The organism is Bifidobacterium sp. SKU (genome assembly GCF_026016405.1).
Classification (GTDB): domain Bacteria; phylum Actinomycetota; class Actinomycetes; order Actinomycetales; family Bifidobacteriaceae; genus Bifidobacterium; species Bifidobacterium bifidum.
On record NZ_CP092890.1, the window covers coordinates 1,322,754 to 1,339,931 of the forward strand.

At 56.6% G+C, this 17,178-nt stretch carries 11 protein-coding genes and 3 pseudogenes; 1 reads left to right on the forward strand and 13 read right to left on the reverse strand.

Translation table 11 applies throughout. The annotated features are described in order from the left end of the window. Positions 1 to 41 precede the first annotated feature (41 nt). The 6 genes and pseudogenes from MMB49_RS05685 to MMB49_RS09500 form a co-directional block, all read right to left on the reverse strand. Positions 42 to 3,310 (reverse strand): annotated as a pseudogene (locus tag MMB49_RS05685) (type I restriction endonuclease subunit R, EcoR124 family). Continuing rightward, positions 3,297 to 4,895 carry an RNA-binding domain-containing protein gene (locus tag MMB49_RS05690; protein WP_047272338.1) on the reverse strand — a complete coding sequence of 533 codons (1,599 nt, stop codon included), beginning with the start codon at positions 4,893 to 4,895 and terminating at the stop codon, positions 3,297 to 3,299. Before MMB49_RS05690 ends, MMB49_RS05685 begins: the two are co-directional and overlap by 14 nt. Before the next feature lie 14 nt (positions 4,896 to 4,909). Further along, a complete protein-coding gene (locus MMB49_RS05695) occupies positions 4,910 to 5,533 on the reverse strand; it encodes a restriction endonuclease subunit S (RefSeq protein ID WP_101357271.1) in 624 nt (207 codons plus the stop codon). Beyond that, positions 5,533 to 8,100 carry a type I restriction-modification system subunit M gene (locus tag MMB49_RS05700; RefSeq protein ID WP_047272339.1) on the reverse strand — a complete coding sequence of 856 codons (2,568 nt, stop codon included), beginning with the start codon at positions 8,098 to 8,100 and terminating at the stop codon, positions 5,533 to 5,535. Before MMB49_RS05700 ends, MMB49_RS05695 begins: the two co-directional genes overlap by 1 nt. Beyond that, positions 8,093 to 8,917, reverse strand: a complete 825-nt coding sequence (locus tag MMB49_RS05705; RefSeq protein ID WP_232782763.1) for a GIY-YIG nuclease family protein — start codon at positions 8,915 to 8,917, stop codon at positions 8,093 to 8,095. Before MMB49_RS05705 ends, MMB49_RS05700 begins: the two co-directional genes overlap by 8 nt. Positions 8,918 to 8,935: 18 nt before the next feature. Further along, on the reverse strand, positions 8,936 to 9,142 hold the full coding sequence (locus MMB49_RS09500) for a YlcI/YnfO family protein (protein ID WP_003818347.1): 207 nt from the start codon (positions 9,140 to 9,142) through the stop codon (positions 8,936 to 8,938). Between MMB49_RS09500 and MMB49_RS05710 the strand changes: the two are divergent. Continuing rightward, a pseudogene (locus MMB49_RS05710) lies at positions 9,054 to 10,286 on the forward strand (restriction endonuclease subunit S); the annotation flags it as partial. The gene MMB49_RS09500 and the pseudogene MMB49_RS05710 overlap by 89 nt on opposite strands. 24 nt (positions 10,287 to 10,310) lie before the next feature. On the opposite strand, the gene MMB49_RS05715 reads toward MMB49_RS05710, so the two are convergent. The 7 genes and pseudogenes from MMB49_RS05715 to argB all read right to left on the reverse strand — a co-directional run bounded on the left by MMB49_RS05715 (position 10,311) and on the right by argB (position 17,160). Continuing rightward, a complete protein-coding gene (locus MMB49_RS05715) occupies positions 10,311 to 11,240 on the reverse strand; it encodes a site-specific integrase (protein WP_047272344.1) in 930 nt (309 codons plus the stop codon). Positions 11,241 to 11,345: 105 nt separating this feature from the next. After that, positions 11,346 to 11,804: pseudogene (locus MMB49_RS05720) on the reverse strand (restriction endonuclease subunit S); the annotation flags it as partial. 118 nt (positions 11,805 to 11,922) lie between these two features. After that, a complete protein-coding gene (locus MMB49_RS05725; protein WP_003813515.1) occupies positions 11,923 to 13,161 on the reverse strand; it encodes an argininosuccinate synthase in 1,239 nt (412 codons plus the stop codon). Positions 13,162 to 13,265: 104 nt separating this feature from the next. After that, the gene (argR, locus tag MMB49_RS05730) at positions 13,266 to 13,784 is read right to left on the reverse strand and encodes an arginine repressor (protein WP_003817270.1); all 519 of its coding nucleotides are present in this window, start codon (positions 13,782 to 13,784) and stop codon (positions 13,266 to 13,268) included. A gap of 72 nt (positions 13,785 to 13,856) precedes the next feature. Beyond that, positions 13,857 to 14,822 (reverse strand): ornithine carbamoyltransferase, encoded by a 966-nt coding sequence (argF, locus tag MMB49_RS05735; protein ID WP_003813521.1) that lies wholly within the window; start codon positions 14,820 to 14,822, stop codon positions 13,857 to 13,859. 102 nt (positions 14,823 to 14,924) lie between these two features. Beyond that, the gene (locus MMB49_RS05740; protein WP_047272348.1) at positions 14,925 to 16,214 is read right to left on the reverse strand and encodes an acetylornithine transaminase; all 1,290 of its coding nucleotides are present in this window, start codon (positions 16,212 to 16,214) and stop codon (positions 14,925 to 14,927) included. After that, positions 16,204 to 17,160: an acetylglutamate kinase gene (gene argB, locus MMB49_RS05745; RefSeq protein ID WP_003813526.1), complete on the reverse strand. Its 957-nt coding sequence runs from the start codon at positions 17,158 to 17,160 to the stop codon at positions 16,204 to 16,206. Before argB ends, MMB49_RS05740 begins: the two co-directional genes overlap by 11 nt. Positions 17,161 to 17,178: the final 18 nt, after the last annotated feature.

A 17,178-nucleotide genomic window follows, 5' to 3' on the forward strand; every position in this document is an offset into this window, starting at 1 on the left:
AAGCACCAGCAGGAATGGCACCGTACAGCGTTACAAAACCGTCAGAGGGCGAATCGCCAGTGCGAGACCTCCTCGTCGATGTCGAACCCGCCTTCGAGCACGAACTGTTTCAACAGTTTCGATGCCTGTACTTTCACTTTGAAATTCGGCAGCGTCACATTCATGCATCGCTCGAAGAACGATTTCGCCCGTGGCACGTCGATGGTGTCACGCAGGGCGTCGAATCGGCCGAATGCGTTCAGACTTTTCTCATTGATATATCTGACGGTAAGTTCTTCAAGCAACGACCTGTCAACGCCGAGATGATCCACGAGCTTGTCGATCTGCTCATCTTTCTCTCGTTTGGCATAGCGCGTGATATAGTCCCGCAGCGTCATGCCTTCCTCGACTTCCACATCGCCACGCTCCACATCATGCAGGAACAGCTCAGCAAGTCGTTGTTCGTCCCTCGAAAGCGCAGCGAAGGATCGGTGCAGCTGTGCGGACATCTCCGCCAACTCCGGACTGTCCTCCTTGAGTGCCTTGAGCCATTTGACGAAGTTGGCATTCATGTAGTCGGTGTCGATCAGTCCGGTGTCGATTTCGGTGAGATACCCTTCCAGCTCATAAGGCGCTTCGGGGTCACATCTCCCGTCATCGTCCGGTTCTCCGGTGCAGCTGTCATCATCGAACAGCTCCTTATACCGCTGGGCGAGAATCAGATATGTGCGTTCGTCAATTTGGGGACGCACGATATCAGGTTCGCCGTTCCCGCCATCGTTCTCATCCGCATCGTCGGCATCCGTGCCATCGACCTTGTATTCCGTGGTGTTCCAGTCGAAACCCTGCACTTTCGCCGCTTCAAGGTAACGATTCAGCTCTACGAACTCCTTGGCGAACTTGCGTCTGGCCTCCACCGATTCCGGCAGCTGCATGAGGTCCGATTCCCCGTTATCCGTGAACACGTCGAGAATCTCCAAGTACCGTGTATCCATGGATTTCACGTTCGCGGGCAGTTTCTGCACAAACAAATCAAGCGGCCTGTCGCCGGAGTACAGTTTCACCGCCGCTTCGATGAAGCCGTACATGGTGTGCGGCTTGCGGTAGTAGCGGATGACTCCGAACGGCTTGTCCGGCCCGAACAGGCGGTTCGTGCGGCTGAACGCCTGGATGATGCTTTCGTAGTCGATGATCTTGTCGAGATACAGCGTATTCACCCATTTTGAGTCAAATCCGGTGAGCATCTGGTCCACGACGATGAGCAAATCGAGCTGCTGGCTGCGGTTCGTCGATATGCTGCCATATGGGCTTTTGTGCGACAAACGCGATGAAATGTCCTTCTTCATCGCCGGCCATGTGGGGATGATGAACTCTTTGCCGAACGCCTCGTTGTAATCGGTGATGATTTCAGTCAGCGCATCTTCTTTGTCCGTTGCTCCTTCGTTGTTGTCGATGTTGGGATCGAACAACGCCGTTACATGCAACTTAGGTGCTTGCTGCTTGAACAAGTGATAATAGTTGACAGCTTCAGGAATGGAGCTAGTGGCGAGCATCGCATGGAATTTGCCCGCATGGCTGAGCACCGGGAACTGTTCGAGAATGTCCGAGACCACCATGTTCGGATGCGGTGAGTCGATGCCATATTGGTCTCGTCCAAGGAAATCCTCGATGCCACTGATACGGTTTCCAGCGCCATCAACCATCGGCCCCATAGGGACCTCGGATTTATCCATGTAATGCTGAAACACCTTAGCTTTAATGGGGTCAGCAAGTGCATCTTCCGTACTCTCAGCTTTCGCCTTGTCGAGAGCCACGGCACGTCTGACTTCAGAATCCTTGTACGTGGTCACCATGTACGGATCGAATCCGAGTACATTATGGTCACGAATGCCGTCGGCGATGCTGTACCGGTGCAAGCAACGGCCGAATACCATGGCGGTGGTGGAGTTCTTCTTCTGGTTTTCGCCCAGAATGGGTGTGCCTGTGAATCCGAAGAACAGCGCGTTGGGGAAGGAACGGCGGATGACTTGCAACATGTCGCCGAAGGTGGAGCGATGGCATTCGTCCACGATGAAGACGATGCGTCGTGCAGCAAGTTGATCCAGCCATGTCTGGGTGACGCCCGCTCCCCTGCTTTCACGTTGCTCATCTTCTGGATAGAGGTGACGATCAGGGTGTCGTTGACATCGGTGCTGTTGAGTTTGTCCCGCAAAACACCGGTGTTCTCCGTGCCCTGCACTTCCGTCTCGCTGTCGGCAAAGCTGCGGTACTCCTTCAATGATTGAGTGCCCAGTTCGATTCGGTCCATGAGGAACACGACCTTGTCGGCGTCATGCGAGTCAGCAATGAGCTGAGCCGATTTGAAGCTGGTCATGGTCTTGCCTGAACCGGTGGTGTGCCACACATAGCCGCCGGGTCGTCCCGGCATGGAGGGTCGCTGTTCCCAATCACATTTCCTCACCACATCGGAGATGGCGTTTGCCGCGATGTACTGGTAGCTGCGCAGCACCTTAAGGCATCCATCCGCTGAATCAGCGATGGTGTAGAAGCCGATGAGCTGGTGCGCCATGGGAATGGACAGCAGGCCGGCGGTGCCGGAAGTGCCGCCGATGAACAGCTTCCATTCGTCTTTGCCTGGGTGTTGCCCGCCACAGATAGGCTCGTTGTTGTAGTCCGCCCAATGGAAGTAATAGCTTGGATTGAATTTGTCCGCGCCGGGATTGGCGAAGTAGACGGCGTCGTCGGGGGTCATGGCCACGAAGATCTGCACGAGACGGAACAGGCCGGTGAACACGCCTTCGTGCGCGTATTTTTCGATCTGATTGGTCGCTTGGCTGACGGGTATGCCGCTTTTCTTGAGCTCGATATGGATCAATGGCATGCCATTGATGAGGAGCACGAGGTCGCCGCGCCGCGAGTTCAGCATCGTGTTCTTGGCTGGATAGACCGGTTGCTGAACGATTTGGTAGGTGCTTTTGCCTCCCGCGATCTCCTTGCGGTCATAGATGTAGAGACTGACTTCCTTGCCGAAATGCGCCACATCTTCTTTGTTGTCACGCGTGATAGACACGGTACGCCCGTTGACGAACGAATTGAGCGCGAGCGGCGTTCGCAGGGTCTCGATCTGCTCGATTATCTGTGCCATTTCCCCGTCCGTCAGCGGGTATTTGCCAAGCCTGTCTATGTCGTTGTTGTTGCGGTACAGTATGTCTTTCCAATTGTCGAGCAAATCCCGCTCAGTTGGATAGCGCAGGACACCGTCCTTCCATCCATGCTGCTTAAGCACGGTGATGACGTTTTCCTCAAACACCGATTCGCTATCGAATATCATGATTCTTCTCTCCCCGAACTTCCCAGTGTCCTGCCTTTCGCGAGCCGACGCGCTTAAGCAATCCACACCCAATGAGTATCTCAGCATCCCTTCGCACAGTCGCTGATGAGACTCCCACAGCACGCGCCATATCATCGTATGTCGCGCTGGGGCTCTTCTCTACAAAATGAAGAATGACTCGCTGTCTCTCGGTTATCTGCTCATTCAAACCATTTAACTGCTCATTATTGTCAGTTATCTGCTCATTCGAACTATTTATCTGCTCATAATCGTCAGATATCTGCTCATTCGAACTATTTATCTGCTCATAATCGTCAGGTATCTGCTCATTGTTATCAGGCTTGGCATCCGCCTCCAACATGAGCGTGAGTATCGTGCGATCAGCTTCTCCGAAGTTCTCTTCAATCCGTGGTTCAGGAAGTCCTGCATTCGCCCATGTGGCGAACACATCGGGGACACCCGTACCAGCTCGCTCGCCCACATCGATTAGGCTGAACATCTTCATGACAAGACCGTTGCGCGGATCAGACACCCCGCCGAGGCGCATCTGTTCAATGCCGGTTCGGATATCACCCGGATTCTCGAACACCAGCTTGTCGGGGGTGCGCCTGACCACCACTCCGCGTACGCCATGGTAATCGGCGTTGAACAAGCAGTTGGCCAACGCCTCACGGACCGCCTTATGCATGGGGGTGTCATCGACGCGGAAAATGCCGTCGAGCTTGAATGGAGTCTTCAGGGATTCGGCAAGCTTGCGGTTCACGCGGAAGAAGAAATCGAACAGGTTGCCCGACCACATGCCATCGCCGGAATGGACACGATCGGTCCAGCGAATCGCCGGGTCCAGAGTCTCCTGATAGTCAAGATAATACTGCGGGCATTCGCGCACGATGTCATAGTCGTTGCCGAACATGAGCAGGCCGCCGAACGTGGGATGCAGCCTGCCATCCTCACGGCTTACCGCCGCCGCGCCAACAGCACGCAGAAAACGCTCGTCATCGAGATCGGTCCAAGAACTGCCCTGACGTACCGCACGGAAACGATTGCGATATGCCCGCACTGTGTCTGTATTGAAGTCGGCAACAGTGAGATCGTCCAGCACCTTGGAATCCATCGTCTCAGCTCCCTGATCCCGGAGCATTGCTGAGATCTCCTGCCGCATGCAACGGTAGTCGCCCTCACCACGCCGACGGTAGGTTCCCCCGAAGAGATCATTATTGATATACACGGGGCGTTCGTCACGCGGAGCGCGCGGAACGTGAATAGCCAGCACCATCCCACCATCCGCTTCGAGCACTTCAACTTCCGATTCGATGGGCAGCACGGCGCTCACCTTGGACCGGTTGCTGACCGTGTTCCAAAAGTCCTGGCGAAGATGTTCCGCTTCAGTTGGTGTAAGTCCAATCGGCGCGAAGGTACCGTCTTCGCGCTCCTTGACGCCAAGCAGGATGACGCCGCCGTAGGTGTTGGCGAAGGCGGAATAGGTCTCCCACATGCTGCGTGGGAGGCCGCCCTTTGCGGCTTTCGCCTCGATCCGGTTATTCTCGCGATATGAGGCGAGCTTCACGATATCGAAGGTCTCCATTGCTCCACCTCCCCTCACACAAACATCTTGTCAAGCAAGGATTTCTTGATATTCTGCAGCAATTCCAACTTACGCTGATGAAGGGTGATGAGGGAGTCGAGCTTAGCAAAGAAGTCGCCAATTTGCTGTTGTTCGACGGTGCTTGGCATATACAAAAGCATGTCTTTGATCTTGCCAAAGTCAACACTTTCTACGGTTGTTCCAGTCTTGCCAAACTCAAGCAGCAATTCCTTGTTATGCGAAATAAAGAACTGAAGTAGCCATTCTCCACAGCACTCGCCTTGGGGCAGAATGACGCGAATATCCTGGTTAACAGTTGAAGGTTTGCGCAGTTCAGCCACCGGAAGGGTATGGCGAAGAATCCCGCTCCTCGTTACCATTACTAAAGATCCGGCAGGATAAAGAGTCAACTCTTTTGCGCCCTTCTCAGTTATCTGAGTCGTAGTTCTATCAAGATAATTAGATTTCACGTCTTGGGACGTAACCCACAGCACGTATCCATCTTCATAGTTATCGGGATCTGCCATTGGCGGAGTATGCCCGCCGCCAAACGTTGCTACTTCACTCAACTTACGCTGTTCCCAAGGGTCAGTAAAACCAGCAAAGCGAATTTCGGGAACTTTTACCTGTTCAGTCATCATTCACCTCCCAACAGGGTCTTCAGCTCGGCAATACCGGCCATATCGAACTCATTGCCGGTTAGTTGACCAAGCATATTGCCAAGTTCTGCCTCAGCCTGTTCGATCTGTTCGCACACATCAGAGTATGTGGTCGAATACTTGTCGTTCAGCGCATTCACCGCTGCAATCAACTCATCAACAGCCGTCTGAGGGAGCTCCTCAAGCTTGCGCTGCAATGGTTCCACCCACTTGGCAGCAAGCAAGTCATCAGCATGTTCATCGCTCAGTCCTTCAATAACGGTCCGGGTCTTTTCATCAAGCGCTGAACGGAGATTCTTAACGTTCTTTTTGACTTCACGCTCTTCATCAAACAACCGCTGTGCACTCACAAGAGCACGGTCAAAGTCAGTCTCGGGATTCTTCCCAATCGATTTCACTGCTTTCTTCAATTCAGCGGCAACGAAAGAATCTCCATCCTCGCTGACGGCATCAGTCGAACTCTTGTCATCCTCATCCAGATTTTCAAGAATGTCAGCGATTTCGCCGCCAATCTCACTCAGCCGAGATTCAAATGTGGCAATTTCCGCAAGATCAGAGGTAAGTAATTTCCCCTGTACGAGATCGAACGGCAGGATATGTCCAGCCCAGCCATCCGGCACTTCGACATCCTTACCGCCTTTCTTCTTAACAACCATGTTGGCGTCAACTTTGCGAACGGCGTCATGGCCCTCGCTCTGTATGGTTTCAAGGTCGGTGGAGATGGTCTTCTGCCAGCTATCGTCAAGCACCTGATATGCCGTATAGGCATCTACGAGAGGGATACCAGCCAAACGACGCAGCAGATCATTTGCCAGAGTCTCCTCTTCGGCGGCAATGCCCACATTGGCGGCATTACCCACCAATTCACCGCGTATATAAGCCGGATAATCGATGAACGCCTCACGATAACGCTGGATATATGCCTTCACATCTGAGTCGGCATTCACCGCCTCACGAACGTCTTGCACGGCGAGCTTGGCCGAATGGCCGTTCTCCTCCGCGAAAAGGCACCGGCGTAGTCCGGGGAACACGGTCCAATATTTGCTGAGTGCATCGATGTCCCGCTTAGGAATGCCGCCGAACATAGTGGAATACACATCCCAGCTCTCGGCATTGTCGGAGGAATCCACGTAGCGAGGAATATTGAGGTTATAGTCGTTCTGCCGAATCTCATCAATACCCACCAAGCGGCTGAACTTATCGACGTCACGATTCCCTGTCACCGCATCCACGATGCGTTTGATATCGCTCGCACGCAGCTTGTTGTTCTTGCCTTCCTTGGTGAAGTATTTGGAAGCGTCCACGATGAGCACATGATCGTCGTCACGATGTTTGCGCAGCACCATCACGATGGTGGGGATGCCGGTGCCGAAGAAGATGTTCGCGGGCAAGCCGATGATGGCCTGAATGTGGTGGTTCTCCACTAGGTTCCGGCGAATAGTGCCTTCCTCACCACCACGGAACAGCACGCCATGGGGCAATACGATGGTCATGATGCCGTCGTCGCGCAGATGGTAGAGGTCATGCAGCAGGAAGGCGTAGTCCGCCTTGGACTTGGGCGCGATGCCGTATTCGAAGCGGATATCCTCGCCGGCCTCCGGCGGTTCCCAATTCTGGGAGTAGGGAGGATTCGAGACCACAGCGTCCACGAACAGCGGCTCATAGGTCTCATCCTTGGTCTCGTCAGTGTCGAACCACGGCCAGTCGCTTTTCAGTGTGTCTCCGTTGCGGGCCACGATGTTGTCCGGCAGGATGCCGCGCATGACAAGGTTCATGCGCGTGAGGTTGTAGGTGTTCTCCTTGAGTTCCTGCGCGTAATACCTGATGTCATTCGGGTTGCCGTTGCGACGGGCCACCGCCTGGCCGATGTGGATGAGCAACGAACCCGAACCGCTTGTGGGGTCATAGATGTTGATTTCCTCACGGCCGGCGAGATGCCAGGCCACGATTTCGCTCATGAGCTGTGAGACCTCGCTCGGCGTGTAGAACTCGCCGGCCTTCTTACCCGCGTTGGAGGCGAAATTGCTGATCAGGTATTCATAGATGAAGCCGAGGGTGTCGTAGTCCTGCCGGCTGTCCATCGGAATGTCCTTGATGAGGTAGATGAGGTCACGTGCGGCCTTGCTGCGGCTTTTCTCATCGGTGCCGAGTTTGGACAGGCCGGTCTGCAAGGTGTCGAAGATGCCCGCGAACACGCGCTTGCGGGCAGGGTCGATGTTGCGGTCGAACGCGGAAAGCGCGTCGCGCACATTGGCGATGGCGAAATCCCCCTTCTTCGCCACCCATGTGGAGAACAGGTTATCGTAGGAGATGAAGTAGCCGCACAGATCGCGCACGTACTGCGCGGTCTCGGTATCATCCTCCCGCAATTCTTCGAGGTCTTCGTCCCCCATGCCATCAACATGCAGACGAGTGACTTCGGTCTCGGAAAGGAACTTGTAGAAGATGAAGCCGAGGATGTAATCCTTGTATTCGTTGGCTTCGATCTTCGAGCGCATTTTGTTGGCCGACTCCCAGATCTTGGCGGCGAGCTGCTGCTTATTCATTCATATGCTCCTTGCTTCTGTACACATAATCAAGGGTCTGCCCCTGCTCATTGACCCATTCGATCCACCCGTTTTGGCTGCCGCCGAGAACGAATACAGCGGCGGAGGAGGGACTGGACAGCTCGACATCGTCCGCAAGAATCACTTTGCCTGTCTGCGCGGCGAAAAGCTGCCGTCGAGCTGCCACGGCTCCTTGATTTTTGATCACCGCATGACCAAGGTCCACCTCGGAGCCCGAAAGAACCGTGAAACGGCCGGTATCCCGGTTGTATCGTCCAGTCGCACGCACGCCATTCTTCTTGGTGCGGAACACGGTATTCACTGCAACCGGCGTTGTCTCCTTGCGGTCGAGATCATATCCGAGCACGCGCATGCGGAAAAGAATGCTGCCGTGCAGGTCCTCCACCCGCTGCTCTTTGTATGGGTTCATGCGAGGAGCGGGAGTATTCCCGTTATCGGTCTCATATGAGCCGTGTTCACGCACGTAATCGATGGCCTTCGCCTCAAGCGAATCCAGAACATCACGGTCGATATTGACATCGTTATCGAGGAACATGATGGCTTTGTTCCAGAACTCCTTTTTGGTCTTGTGCGCATCAAGTCTGACAAGTCCCCTCGTGGTTTGCCCCGCGTACACACGACTCAGCACACCATGATCCTCATCAAGCAGGTAATACACACCGCGGTCTGGCAGATCGGGAAGACACTTCGCCTCGCCTAACATGTCTCTGGGCACCACGACAGTGACAAGCGATTCCCCGTCCACCCGGCAAATACGGATACCATCCGGATTGTTGTCAATTATTTGTATGGTCATGGCGGTGAGCGCAATCAATTACTTGCCGCCCTTCGCCAGCTCATTGATCATGCATGTCCTTACGAACGCCGAGAAGCTCATTCCTCTCAGAGACGCGGCTTCTTTGGCGGAATCCCGCAGGTTAGCGGGAATGCGCATGGTAACTGGCACCACGTCACCGTCTACTAGATATGAGCGTATCTCTGTTTCACCAGCCTCATGTTCAATCAAATCGGAGTACGTCATCGCATCCCACGCTTTCAAACCGCAGTATAAATGCATTAATTATACACCCGCTTGGGAACAGCGTAAGTTGGGAGACGTTGCGTCTTCATTTGATTACGGCTTGAACGCTGCTGCAACAGAATACGATGGCCAAAATAAATATCTGCGTATCACCGACATTGATGACGAAACCCATGAGTTCTCGAAAAGCGATCTTACGACGCCGTTAGCTGACCTTGCAATGAGTGCAGATTATTTACTGAAAGAGAGCGATCTGCTCTTTGCTCGCACAGGCGCGAGTGTAGGAAAAACATATCTGTACAGGCAATTCGATGGAATGGTCTACTTTGCTGGATTCCTTATCCGTGCCCGAATCGGCGAAGGCGCTGACCCCGAATTCGCCTATCAGGCAACCTTGACCGATGCATACAAGAAGTATGTTGCCATAACCTCGCAGCGGTCCGGGCAGCCTGGTGTCAATGCGCAGGAATACGCAGATTATCAATTGATGCTTCCTTCAAAAACGGAACAGCAGCAAATCGGGATGACATTGCGATCTCTCGATGACCTCATCACCCTTCATCAGCGTAAGTATGACAAGCTCGTCGTGTTCAAAAAATCGATGCTTGAAAAAATGTTTCCGAAAGATGGTGAGTCTGTACCCGAAATTCGCTTTGCTGGTTTTACTGACCCTTGGGAACAGCGTAAGTTGGGGGAACTTGAAAAAGATGCCACCCTTTACATGGGCAGAGGGAGGGTAATCTCCGCGAAGGATATGTCGAATACACCGGGAACATTTCCGGTGTATTCCTCCAGTGCTCTTGATAATGGACGCATGGGGGCTTACGGGAAGTACATGTTCAATCAGGAGCTAATCACCTGGTCGATTGATGGAGGAGGGGCTGTCTTTTACCGAAGAAAGCACCGTTTCTCGGTTACGAACGTATCAGGCTATATCGCAGTTAATCCAGAGAAGATAAACTGCAAGTTCCTTGCCTACGCGATGTCTCTTGCGCATTCTCGAATTAAATTTGACTACACGGTTAAAGCGCATCCGTCCGTAATACGGTCGCTTTATACGATGGGTATACCAATTTCGCTTCAAGAGCAGCAAGTCATCGGCTCCTTCTTCTCCCGTCTTGACGACCTCATCACCCTTCATCAGCGTAAGCGGCAGTGGTTGAAATGGTTAGATGAGGGTGGAGAGGGCACGCATCACGATATCGACATCCTTGTTTTCAAGTTCGCGGATGACATGAAGATAAGTGTCCTGTGTGGTGTTCATGCTTGCATGACCAAGTCGCTTGGACACACTGGCAATCGATACGCCGGCAAACAACAACAGCGAGGCATGGGTGTGCCTTAACCCATGAATCGAAATCACGGGAACGTTGGCCCGTTCGCAATGCCTGGCGAGGATGTTATTCGCGGTGGAGTTATACACCTTGCCATTCACGAAAATGGGGTCGCCCGCAGGCAAATCTTTCAGGAGCGTTGAGAGCTGCATGATAAGCTGCCAATCGAGCTGCACCTTTCGTACGGAGGATGCGTTCTTGGTGGGGACGAATCCTCCGCCGTTCTTGTAATCCCACGTTTTACTGACCGAAAGGGTCTGATGCACGAAATCAAAGTCGTCGGGTGTGAGTCCCAAAGCTTCCGAGAACCGTAACCCGGTTTTCGCCACCAACAGTATCAGCCAATCCCAGCTTGGTCCCTTGCCGAGTTCGAGATCCGCAAGGACCGCATGAAGCTCGAACTGATTGAGATACTTCGTTTTCTTTGAGCATGGCGGCTTGCCCTTGATGATTGCCTTACGAGTCGGGTCGCGCTGAATCAGCCCTTCGTCGACCGCGTCAAGAATGGCTCCTTTCAATTGATGATGGAAATCCATCGTCGTCTGGCGCTCGTGATGTTCGGCGTAGCCGTTGATGAGCTTCTGATAGTTCACGCGATCCATGTCGGCGAGTTTGAGATCGGGAATGAGCCGACCCAACCATGCCTGCGTGAGCCGGTATTTCTTCATGGTCACTTCACGAATTGCACCTTCCTTGTATACGCTGATCCATTGCTCGTAGTAATCGCAGAACAACGTTTCGGCGTTGGTGTTGCCTTCGGTCATACGGTCTTCTCTTTCTGGTTGATATGCGCTTACGCCGATGCCGGATATATCACCAGCTAACCATATGAATGAGCACACGCGGATGATGCGGCTTTCGCGCTTACGCTGATGAAGGGTGATGAGGTCGTCAAGACGGGAGAAGAAGGAGCCGATGACTTGCTGCTCTTGAAGCGAAATTGGTATACCCATCGTATAAAGCGACCGTATTACGGACGGATGCGCTTTAACCGTGTAGTCAAATTTAATTCGAGAATGCGCAAGAGACATCGCGTAGGCAAGGAACTTGCAGTTTATCTTCTCTGGATTAACTGCGATATAGCCTGATACGTTCGTAACCGAGAAACGGTGCTTTCTTCGGTAAAAGACAGCCCCTCCTCCATCAATCGACCAGGTGATTAGCTCCTGATTGAACATGTACTTCCCGTAAGCCCCCATGCGTCCATTATCAAGAGCACTGGAGGAATACACCGGAAATGTTCCCGGTGTATTCGACATATCCTTCGCGGAGATTACCCTCCCTCTGCCCATGTAAAGGGTGGCATCTTTTTCAAGTTCCCCCAACTTACGCTGTTCCCAAGCGGGTGTAACCCTGTCATGTCAGTTGTCCTCAAGTAAGGCAAAAGGCTCCCCTGCGCATATGCGCAAAAGAGCCTTGCAAATCAGCGGGAGCCGTTCGTCGATATTACTCGACGGTGTTCTTCGGCACCTCGATGCCGTTGCCGAACTTGACGTCGCGGGCGGCGGCCACGCGGGACGGCAGGCCGTAGATGTCGATGAAGCCGTTGGAGGACTTCTGGTCGAAGCTGTCGCCGGAGTCGTAGGTGGCGAGGTTGTAGTCGTACAGTGAGCTGTCGGAGCGACGGCCGGTGACGACGGCGCGACCGCCGTGCAGCACCATGCGAATCTCGCCGGAGACGTACTTCTGGGTATCCTCGATGAAGGCGTTGAGCGACTGGGTGGCGGGGCTGAACCACTGCGCATCGTACACCAGCTCACCCCAGCGCTTGTCGATGTCACGCTTGATGCGGTGCTGTTCGCGCTCCAGGCAGCAGTTCTCCAGCTCCTGGTGTGCGGTAATCAGAGCAACGGCGCCCGGGGCCTCGTACAGCTCGCGGGACTTGATGCCGACCAGACGATCCTCGATCAAGTCGATACGGCCGATGCCCTGGGCGCCGGCGCGGCGGTTCATCTCCTCGATGGCCTGCAGCGGGGTGACGTCGCGGCCGTCGATCTTGACGGGAATGCCTTCCTTGAACTCGATGACCACTTCGTCCTCGACGGGCGGGAACGCCGGGTCGTCGGTGTAGGAGTAGCAGTCCTTGGTCGGGCCGTTCCACGGATCCTCAAGGAAGCCGGTCTCGATGGCGCGGCCCCACACGTTCTGGTCGATGGAGTACGGGGACTTCTCAGTCTGGGTAATCGGCAGCTTGTGCTCCTTGGCGAACGCGATCTCGACGTCACGGGTCAACGACAGGTCGCGAATCGGGCTGATTGCCCTCAGGGTCGGGTCGATGGACGAGATGGAAACCTCGAAACGCACCTGGTCGTTACCCTTGCCGGTGCAGCCGTGAGAGATGGTGTCGGCGCCGAACTGGTGGGCGGCGCGCACGAGGTGCTTGGAGATCAGCGGACGGGAGATGGCGGAGACCAGCGGGTACACGCCCTCGTACATGGCGTTGGCCTTCAGGGCCTTCATGCAGTACTCGTTGGCGAACTCGTTGCGGGCGTCGACCACATACGCCTCGACGGCACCGCAGGCGAGCGCACGGTTCTTGATGGTCTCCAGGCTTTCGCCGCCCTGGCCGACATCGAGGGACACCGCGACGACGTCCTTGCCGGTACGATCCTTGAGGTACGGGATGGCCACGGAGGTGTCAAGGCCACCGGAATATGCGAGTACGATTCGGTTGTTGTCTGCCATGGGATGCCTTTCTACAAAAACAAACTGCTGCAAGTATATACGAATGTCTGTATATTTATGCAATCGGTGTGGCGAATACTGAAACGAGCCCCTTCCCGAGCGATTCAGTTCTTCGACGCGAGCGTCAGCAGCCACTGCGAGCGCTCGAAGGCGATGTCATCCTCGGCGCATATCACCATCACCGTGTCATCGCCTGCGATGGTGCCGAGCACGCCGTCGATGGGTTGCTTGTCGATGACGCTCGCCACATACTGGGCCGCGCCCGAAGGCGTGTGGATGACGACCAGGTTCTTGGCCGACGCGACCGATGTGACCAAGCCGCTGAGCACGCGGGATATCTGCTGCTCGGCCTTGGACCCGATGCCGCTGCCGACCGACTCCCTGAGCGGACGGTCGCCGATCGTATAGGCGATGCTGCCGTTGGACAGTCGCGTCTTCATTGCGTTGATCTCGTCCAGATCTCGGCTGAGCGTCGCCTGCGTAACCTCGATGCCCTCCTGAGAGAGCAGATCCGACAGTTGCGACTGGGACGTGACGATGTGCTTGAGCAGCACCTGTTCGATGGCGCTCAATCGCGCGGCACGTGTGGCCGGCCGCTGCACGGGAGGTGTCGATTCACTCATTTATGCCCTTTCCGGTGGCTTGCCGAACGTCTGCGCACCCTGCAAGCCACCCGCATACTACGGCATCGAGCATTAGGCCAGCAGCGATTCGTCGCCCCGCTGCTGCCCGATCAACCAGGTCAACAGCGCCTTCTGCGCGTGCAGACGGTTCTCGGCCTCATCCCACACCACGGACTGCGGGCCGTCGATCACCGACGCGGTGACCTCCTTGCCGCGGTATGCCGGCAGGCAATGCTGGAACAGCGCGTCGGGCTTGGCCAGAGCCATGAGCTCGTCGTTCACCTGATAATCCCGGAACGGCTTGGAGCGGATGGCGTACTCGGCTTCCTCTCCCATCGACACCCACGTGTCGGTGAAGATGCAGTCGGCGTCGGCGACCGCCTCCCGCGGATCGGTGGTGACCAGGATGGAGCCGCCGTTCTCGGCGGCGATCCGCTCCGCGTCGGCGACGATGGCGGGATCAGGAAGATACCCGAACGGACCGGCGATGCGGACGTTCATGCCTGCGGTGGCACCGCCCAGCAGATACGAGTTGGCCATGTTGTTGGCCGAATCGCCGAGATAGGCGATGGTCTTGCCCGGCAAAGCATCCACACCGCCACGGTGCTGCGCGATGGTGAGCAGGTCGGCGAGCACCTGACAGGGGTGGAACTGGTCGGTCAGCGCGTTGACGACCGGGCAGGTGGCGTATTTCGCCATCTCTTCGACGCGGTCCTGACCGAACGTTCGCCAGACGATGCTGTAGGCCATGCTGGTGAGCACTCGCGCAGTGTCGGCGACCGGCTCGCCGCGGCCCAGCTGGGAACCGGACTTGTCGATGACCAGCGGATACCCGCCGAGTTCCGCCACGCCGATGGAGAAGCTGGAACGGGTGCGGGTGGAGGGCTTGTCGAACAGCACGGCGACGGCCTGGGGGCCGGCGAACGGCTGACGGTAGAAGCGGTTCTCGCGGAATTTCATGCCGAGTTCCAGAATCTGCTTCTGTTCGGCATGGTTGATGTCGTCGTCACGCAGCATATGGCGAAGTTGACCGGCCATGAGGTGCTCCTTCTGTGGTTCGGGATGGGTGCGGATGTTGTATCGGCTTGGGCGTGCGGGGCGGGCTGGTTGTCGCGGCCCGTCCCGTAATCGTCGTGGAGGTCAGTCGTTGGGCAGGTCGGCGGGGATCTTCGCGAGGATGGACACGGCTTCGTCGATTTCCTGCTCGGAGACGATCAGCGGCGGTGCCAGGCGCAGTGCGTCGGGTGCGACCGCGTTGACGATCAGGCCATGTTCCAGAGCCCAGTTCATCGCCGCATGCGAGCAGCGGTGGGACAGGAGGATGGCGTTGAGCAGACCGCGGCCGCGCACGGAGGTGAACAGCGGGTTGCCGGATGCCATGATGCCCTGGCGCAGTTGCTCGCCGCGCCCTTCGGCGTTCTCGACCAGATGCTCGTTCTCGATGGTGTCCAGCGTGGCGAGGGCCGCCGCCGCGCCCAAGGGATTGCCCGCGAAGGTGGAGCCGTGGGATCCCGGCGTGAACAGCGCGGACAGCTTGCCTCCGAATGAGATCATGCCGCCCATGGGGAATCCTCCGGCGACGCCCTTGGCGAACGTCACGATGTCGGGAGTGATGCCGCCCGTCAGGTCCTCGCGCTGGAACGCGAACCACGAGCCTGTGCGACCGATGCCGGTCTGGACCTCGTCGATGATGAGCAGGGCGTGGTTGATGTCGCACAACTCCCGCACCTTCTTCACATATGCGACGTCCAGCGGACGCACGCCGGCCTCGCCCTGAATGAGTTCGAGGATGACCGCGGCCACAGGACCCTTGCCGTACTGGCCGAGTCCGGTGGCAGAGAACGCCTCATACATCGCGATGGGGTCGCCTGCACGCACGAATTCGATGTTCGGCACCAGCGGCTCGAACGGCTTGCGGATCACGGGCTTCCACGTGGCGGACAGAGCGCCCATGGTACGTCCGTGGAATCCGTGGGTGAGCGCCAGGATGCGCGCCGGCTTGCCGCCGATGCTCGGGCTCGCGCCCGGCAGCGTGCGACCGTACAGCTTGGCGAGCTTCAGCGCAGCCTCATTGCCTTCGGCACCGGAGTTGCCGAAGTAGACGTGGGAGCCTTCCGGGGCCCCGGCGAGCTCAATCAGTCGCGACGCGAGCCTGATCTGCGGCTCGGTCGCGAAATAGTTGCTCACGTGGGCGCATTTCGCGGCCTGCTCGGACACCGCCTTCACCCATGCGGGGTGCGCGTAGCCCAGCGAATTGACGGCGATGCCCGCGAGGAAGTCAAGGTATTCGTTGCCGTCCACGTCCCATACGCGCACGCCTTCGCCGTGGTCCATCACGCGCAGCGGCGTGCCGAACACGTTCATGTGGACCTGGCTGTACTGTCCCAGCCATTGCGAGTCGGTGGGGCCGAGCGTTTCCTTAGTAGGCATAGGAACTCCTCATTTCGATGCCATCATCGGGCACGACCATGGTGCCGATGCCGGCGGTGGTGAAAATCTCATTCAGGATGGAATGCGGCTTGCGGCCGTCGATGATGTGCGCCTGCGGCACGCCGCCATCGAGGGCGCGGACGCAGGCCTCCATCTTCGGGCGCATCCCGGATTCGAGGTCGGGAAGCATGTCACGCAGGTTCTCCACACCGATGCGGCCGATCAGCGAGTTCTTGTCGGGCCAATCGGCGTACAGGCCGTCGACGTCGGTCAGGATGATCAGCTTCCTGGCGCCGAGTGCCGCGGCCAGCGCGGCGGCGGCCGAATCAGCGTTGACGTTCAGCACTTCCGTGGCGTCGTCCTCATCGGGGGCGACCGAGGAGACGACGGGGATGCGGCCGGCCGAGATCAGGTCCTCCACCGCGGAGGCGTCGACGCTCACCACGTCGCCCACCAGCCCGATGTCGGTAGGCTTGCCGTCGATGATGGGTTTGCGCTGCATGGCGGAGAACAGGGCGCCGTCCTCACCGGACAGTCCCACGGCGAACGGCCCATGCGCGTTGATCAGTCCGACCAGTTCCCTGGACACCTTGCCGGTGAGCACCATGCGCACCACGTCCATGGCCTCCGGAGTGGTGACGCGCAGGCCGCCCTTGAACTCCGACTTGATGCCCAATGCCTTGAGCATGTGCGAGATCTGCGGGCCGCCGCCATGGACGACGACCGGATGCAGGCCCACCTGCCGCAAAAACACCATGTCTTCGGCGAAGCAACGCTTGAGATGCTCGTCGACCATGGCGTTGCCGCCGTATTTCACCACGATGCGCTGCCCGGCGAACTCCTCCAGCCACGGCAGCGCATCGATCAGCACCTCCGCTTTCTGGTCGGCGCGCAGGTCGGTGTGCACGTCGAAATGGAACCCTGGTCCCTTCAGTTCAGTAGCCATATTCTCCTCTATCGCGTC

Excerpts from the sequence above, each read along its gene's own strand:
- MMB49_RS05690 (WP_047272338.1), bottom strand. The coding sequence starts at position 4,895 with ATGGAGACCTTCGATATCGTGAAGCTCGCCTCATATCGCGAGAATAAC.
- MMB49_RS05695 (WP_101357271.1), bottom strand. The coding sequence starts at position 5,533 with ATGACTGAACAGGTAAAAGTTCCCGAAATTCGCTTTGCTGGTTTTACT.
- MMB49_RS05700 (WP_047272339.1), bottom strand. The coding sequence starts at position 8,100 with ATGAATAAGCAGCAGCTCGCCGCCAAGATCTGGGAGTCGGCCAACAAA.
- MMB49_RS05705 (WP_232782763.1), bottom strand. The coding sequence starts at position 8,917 with ATGACCATACAAATAATTGACAACAATCCGGATGGTATCCGTATTTGC.
- MMB49_RS09500 (WP_003818347.1), bottom strand. The coding sequence starts at position 9,142 with ATGACGTACTCCGATTTGATTGAACATGAGGCTGGTGAAACAGAGATA.
- MMB49_RS05715 (WP_047272344.1), bottom strand. The coding sequence starts at position 11,240 with ATGACCGAAGGCAACACCAACGCCGAAACGTTGTTCTGCGATTACTAC.
- MMB49_RS05725 (WP_003813515.1), bottom strand. The coding sequence starts at position 13,161 with ATGGCAGACAACAACCGAATCGTACTCGCATATTCCGGTGGCCTTGAC.
- argR (WP_003817270.1), bottom strand. The coding sequence starts at position 13,784 with ATGAGTGAATCGACACCTCCCGTGCAGCGGCCGGCCACACGTGCCGCG.
- argF (WP_003813521.1), bottom strand. The coding sequence starts at position 14,822 with ATGGCCGGTCAACTTCGCCATATGCTGCGTGACGACGACATCAACCAT.
- MMB49_RS05740 (WP_047272348.1), bottom strand. The coding sequence starts at position 16,214 with ATGCCTACTAAGGAAACGCTCGGCCCCACCGACTCGCAATGGCTGGGA.
- argB (WP_003813526.1), bottom strand. The coding sequence starts at position 17,160 with ATGGCTACTGAACTGAAGGGACCAGGGTTCCATTTCGACGTGCACACC.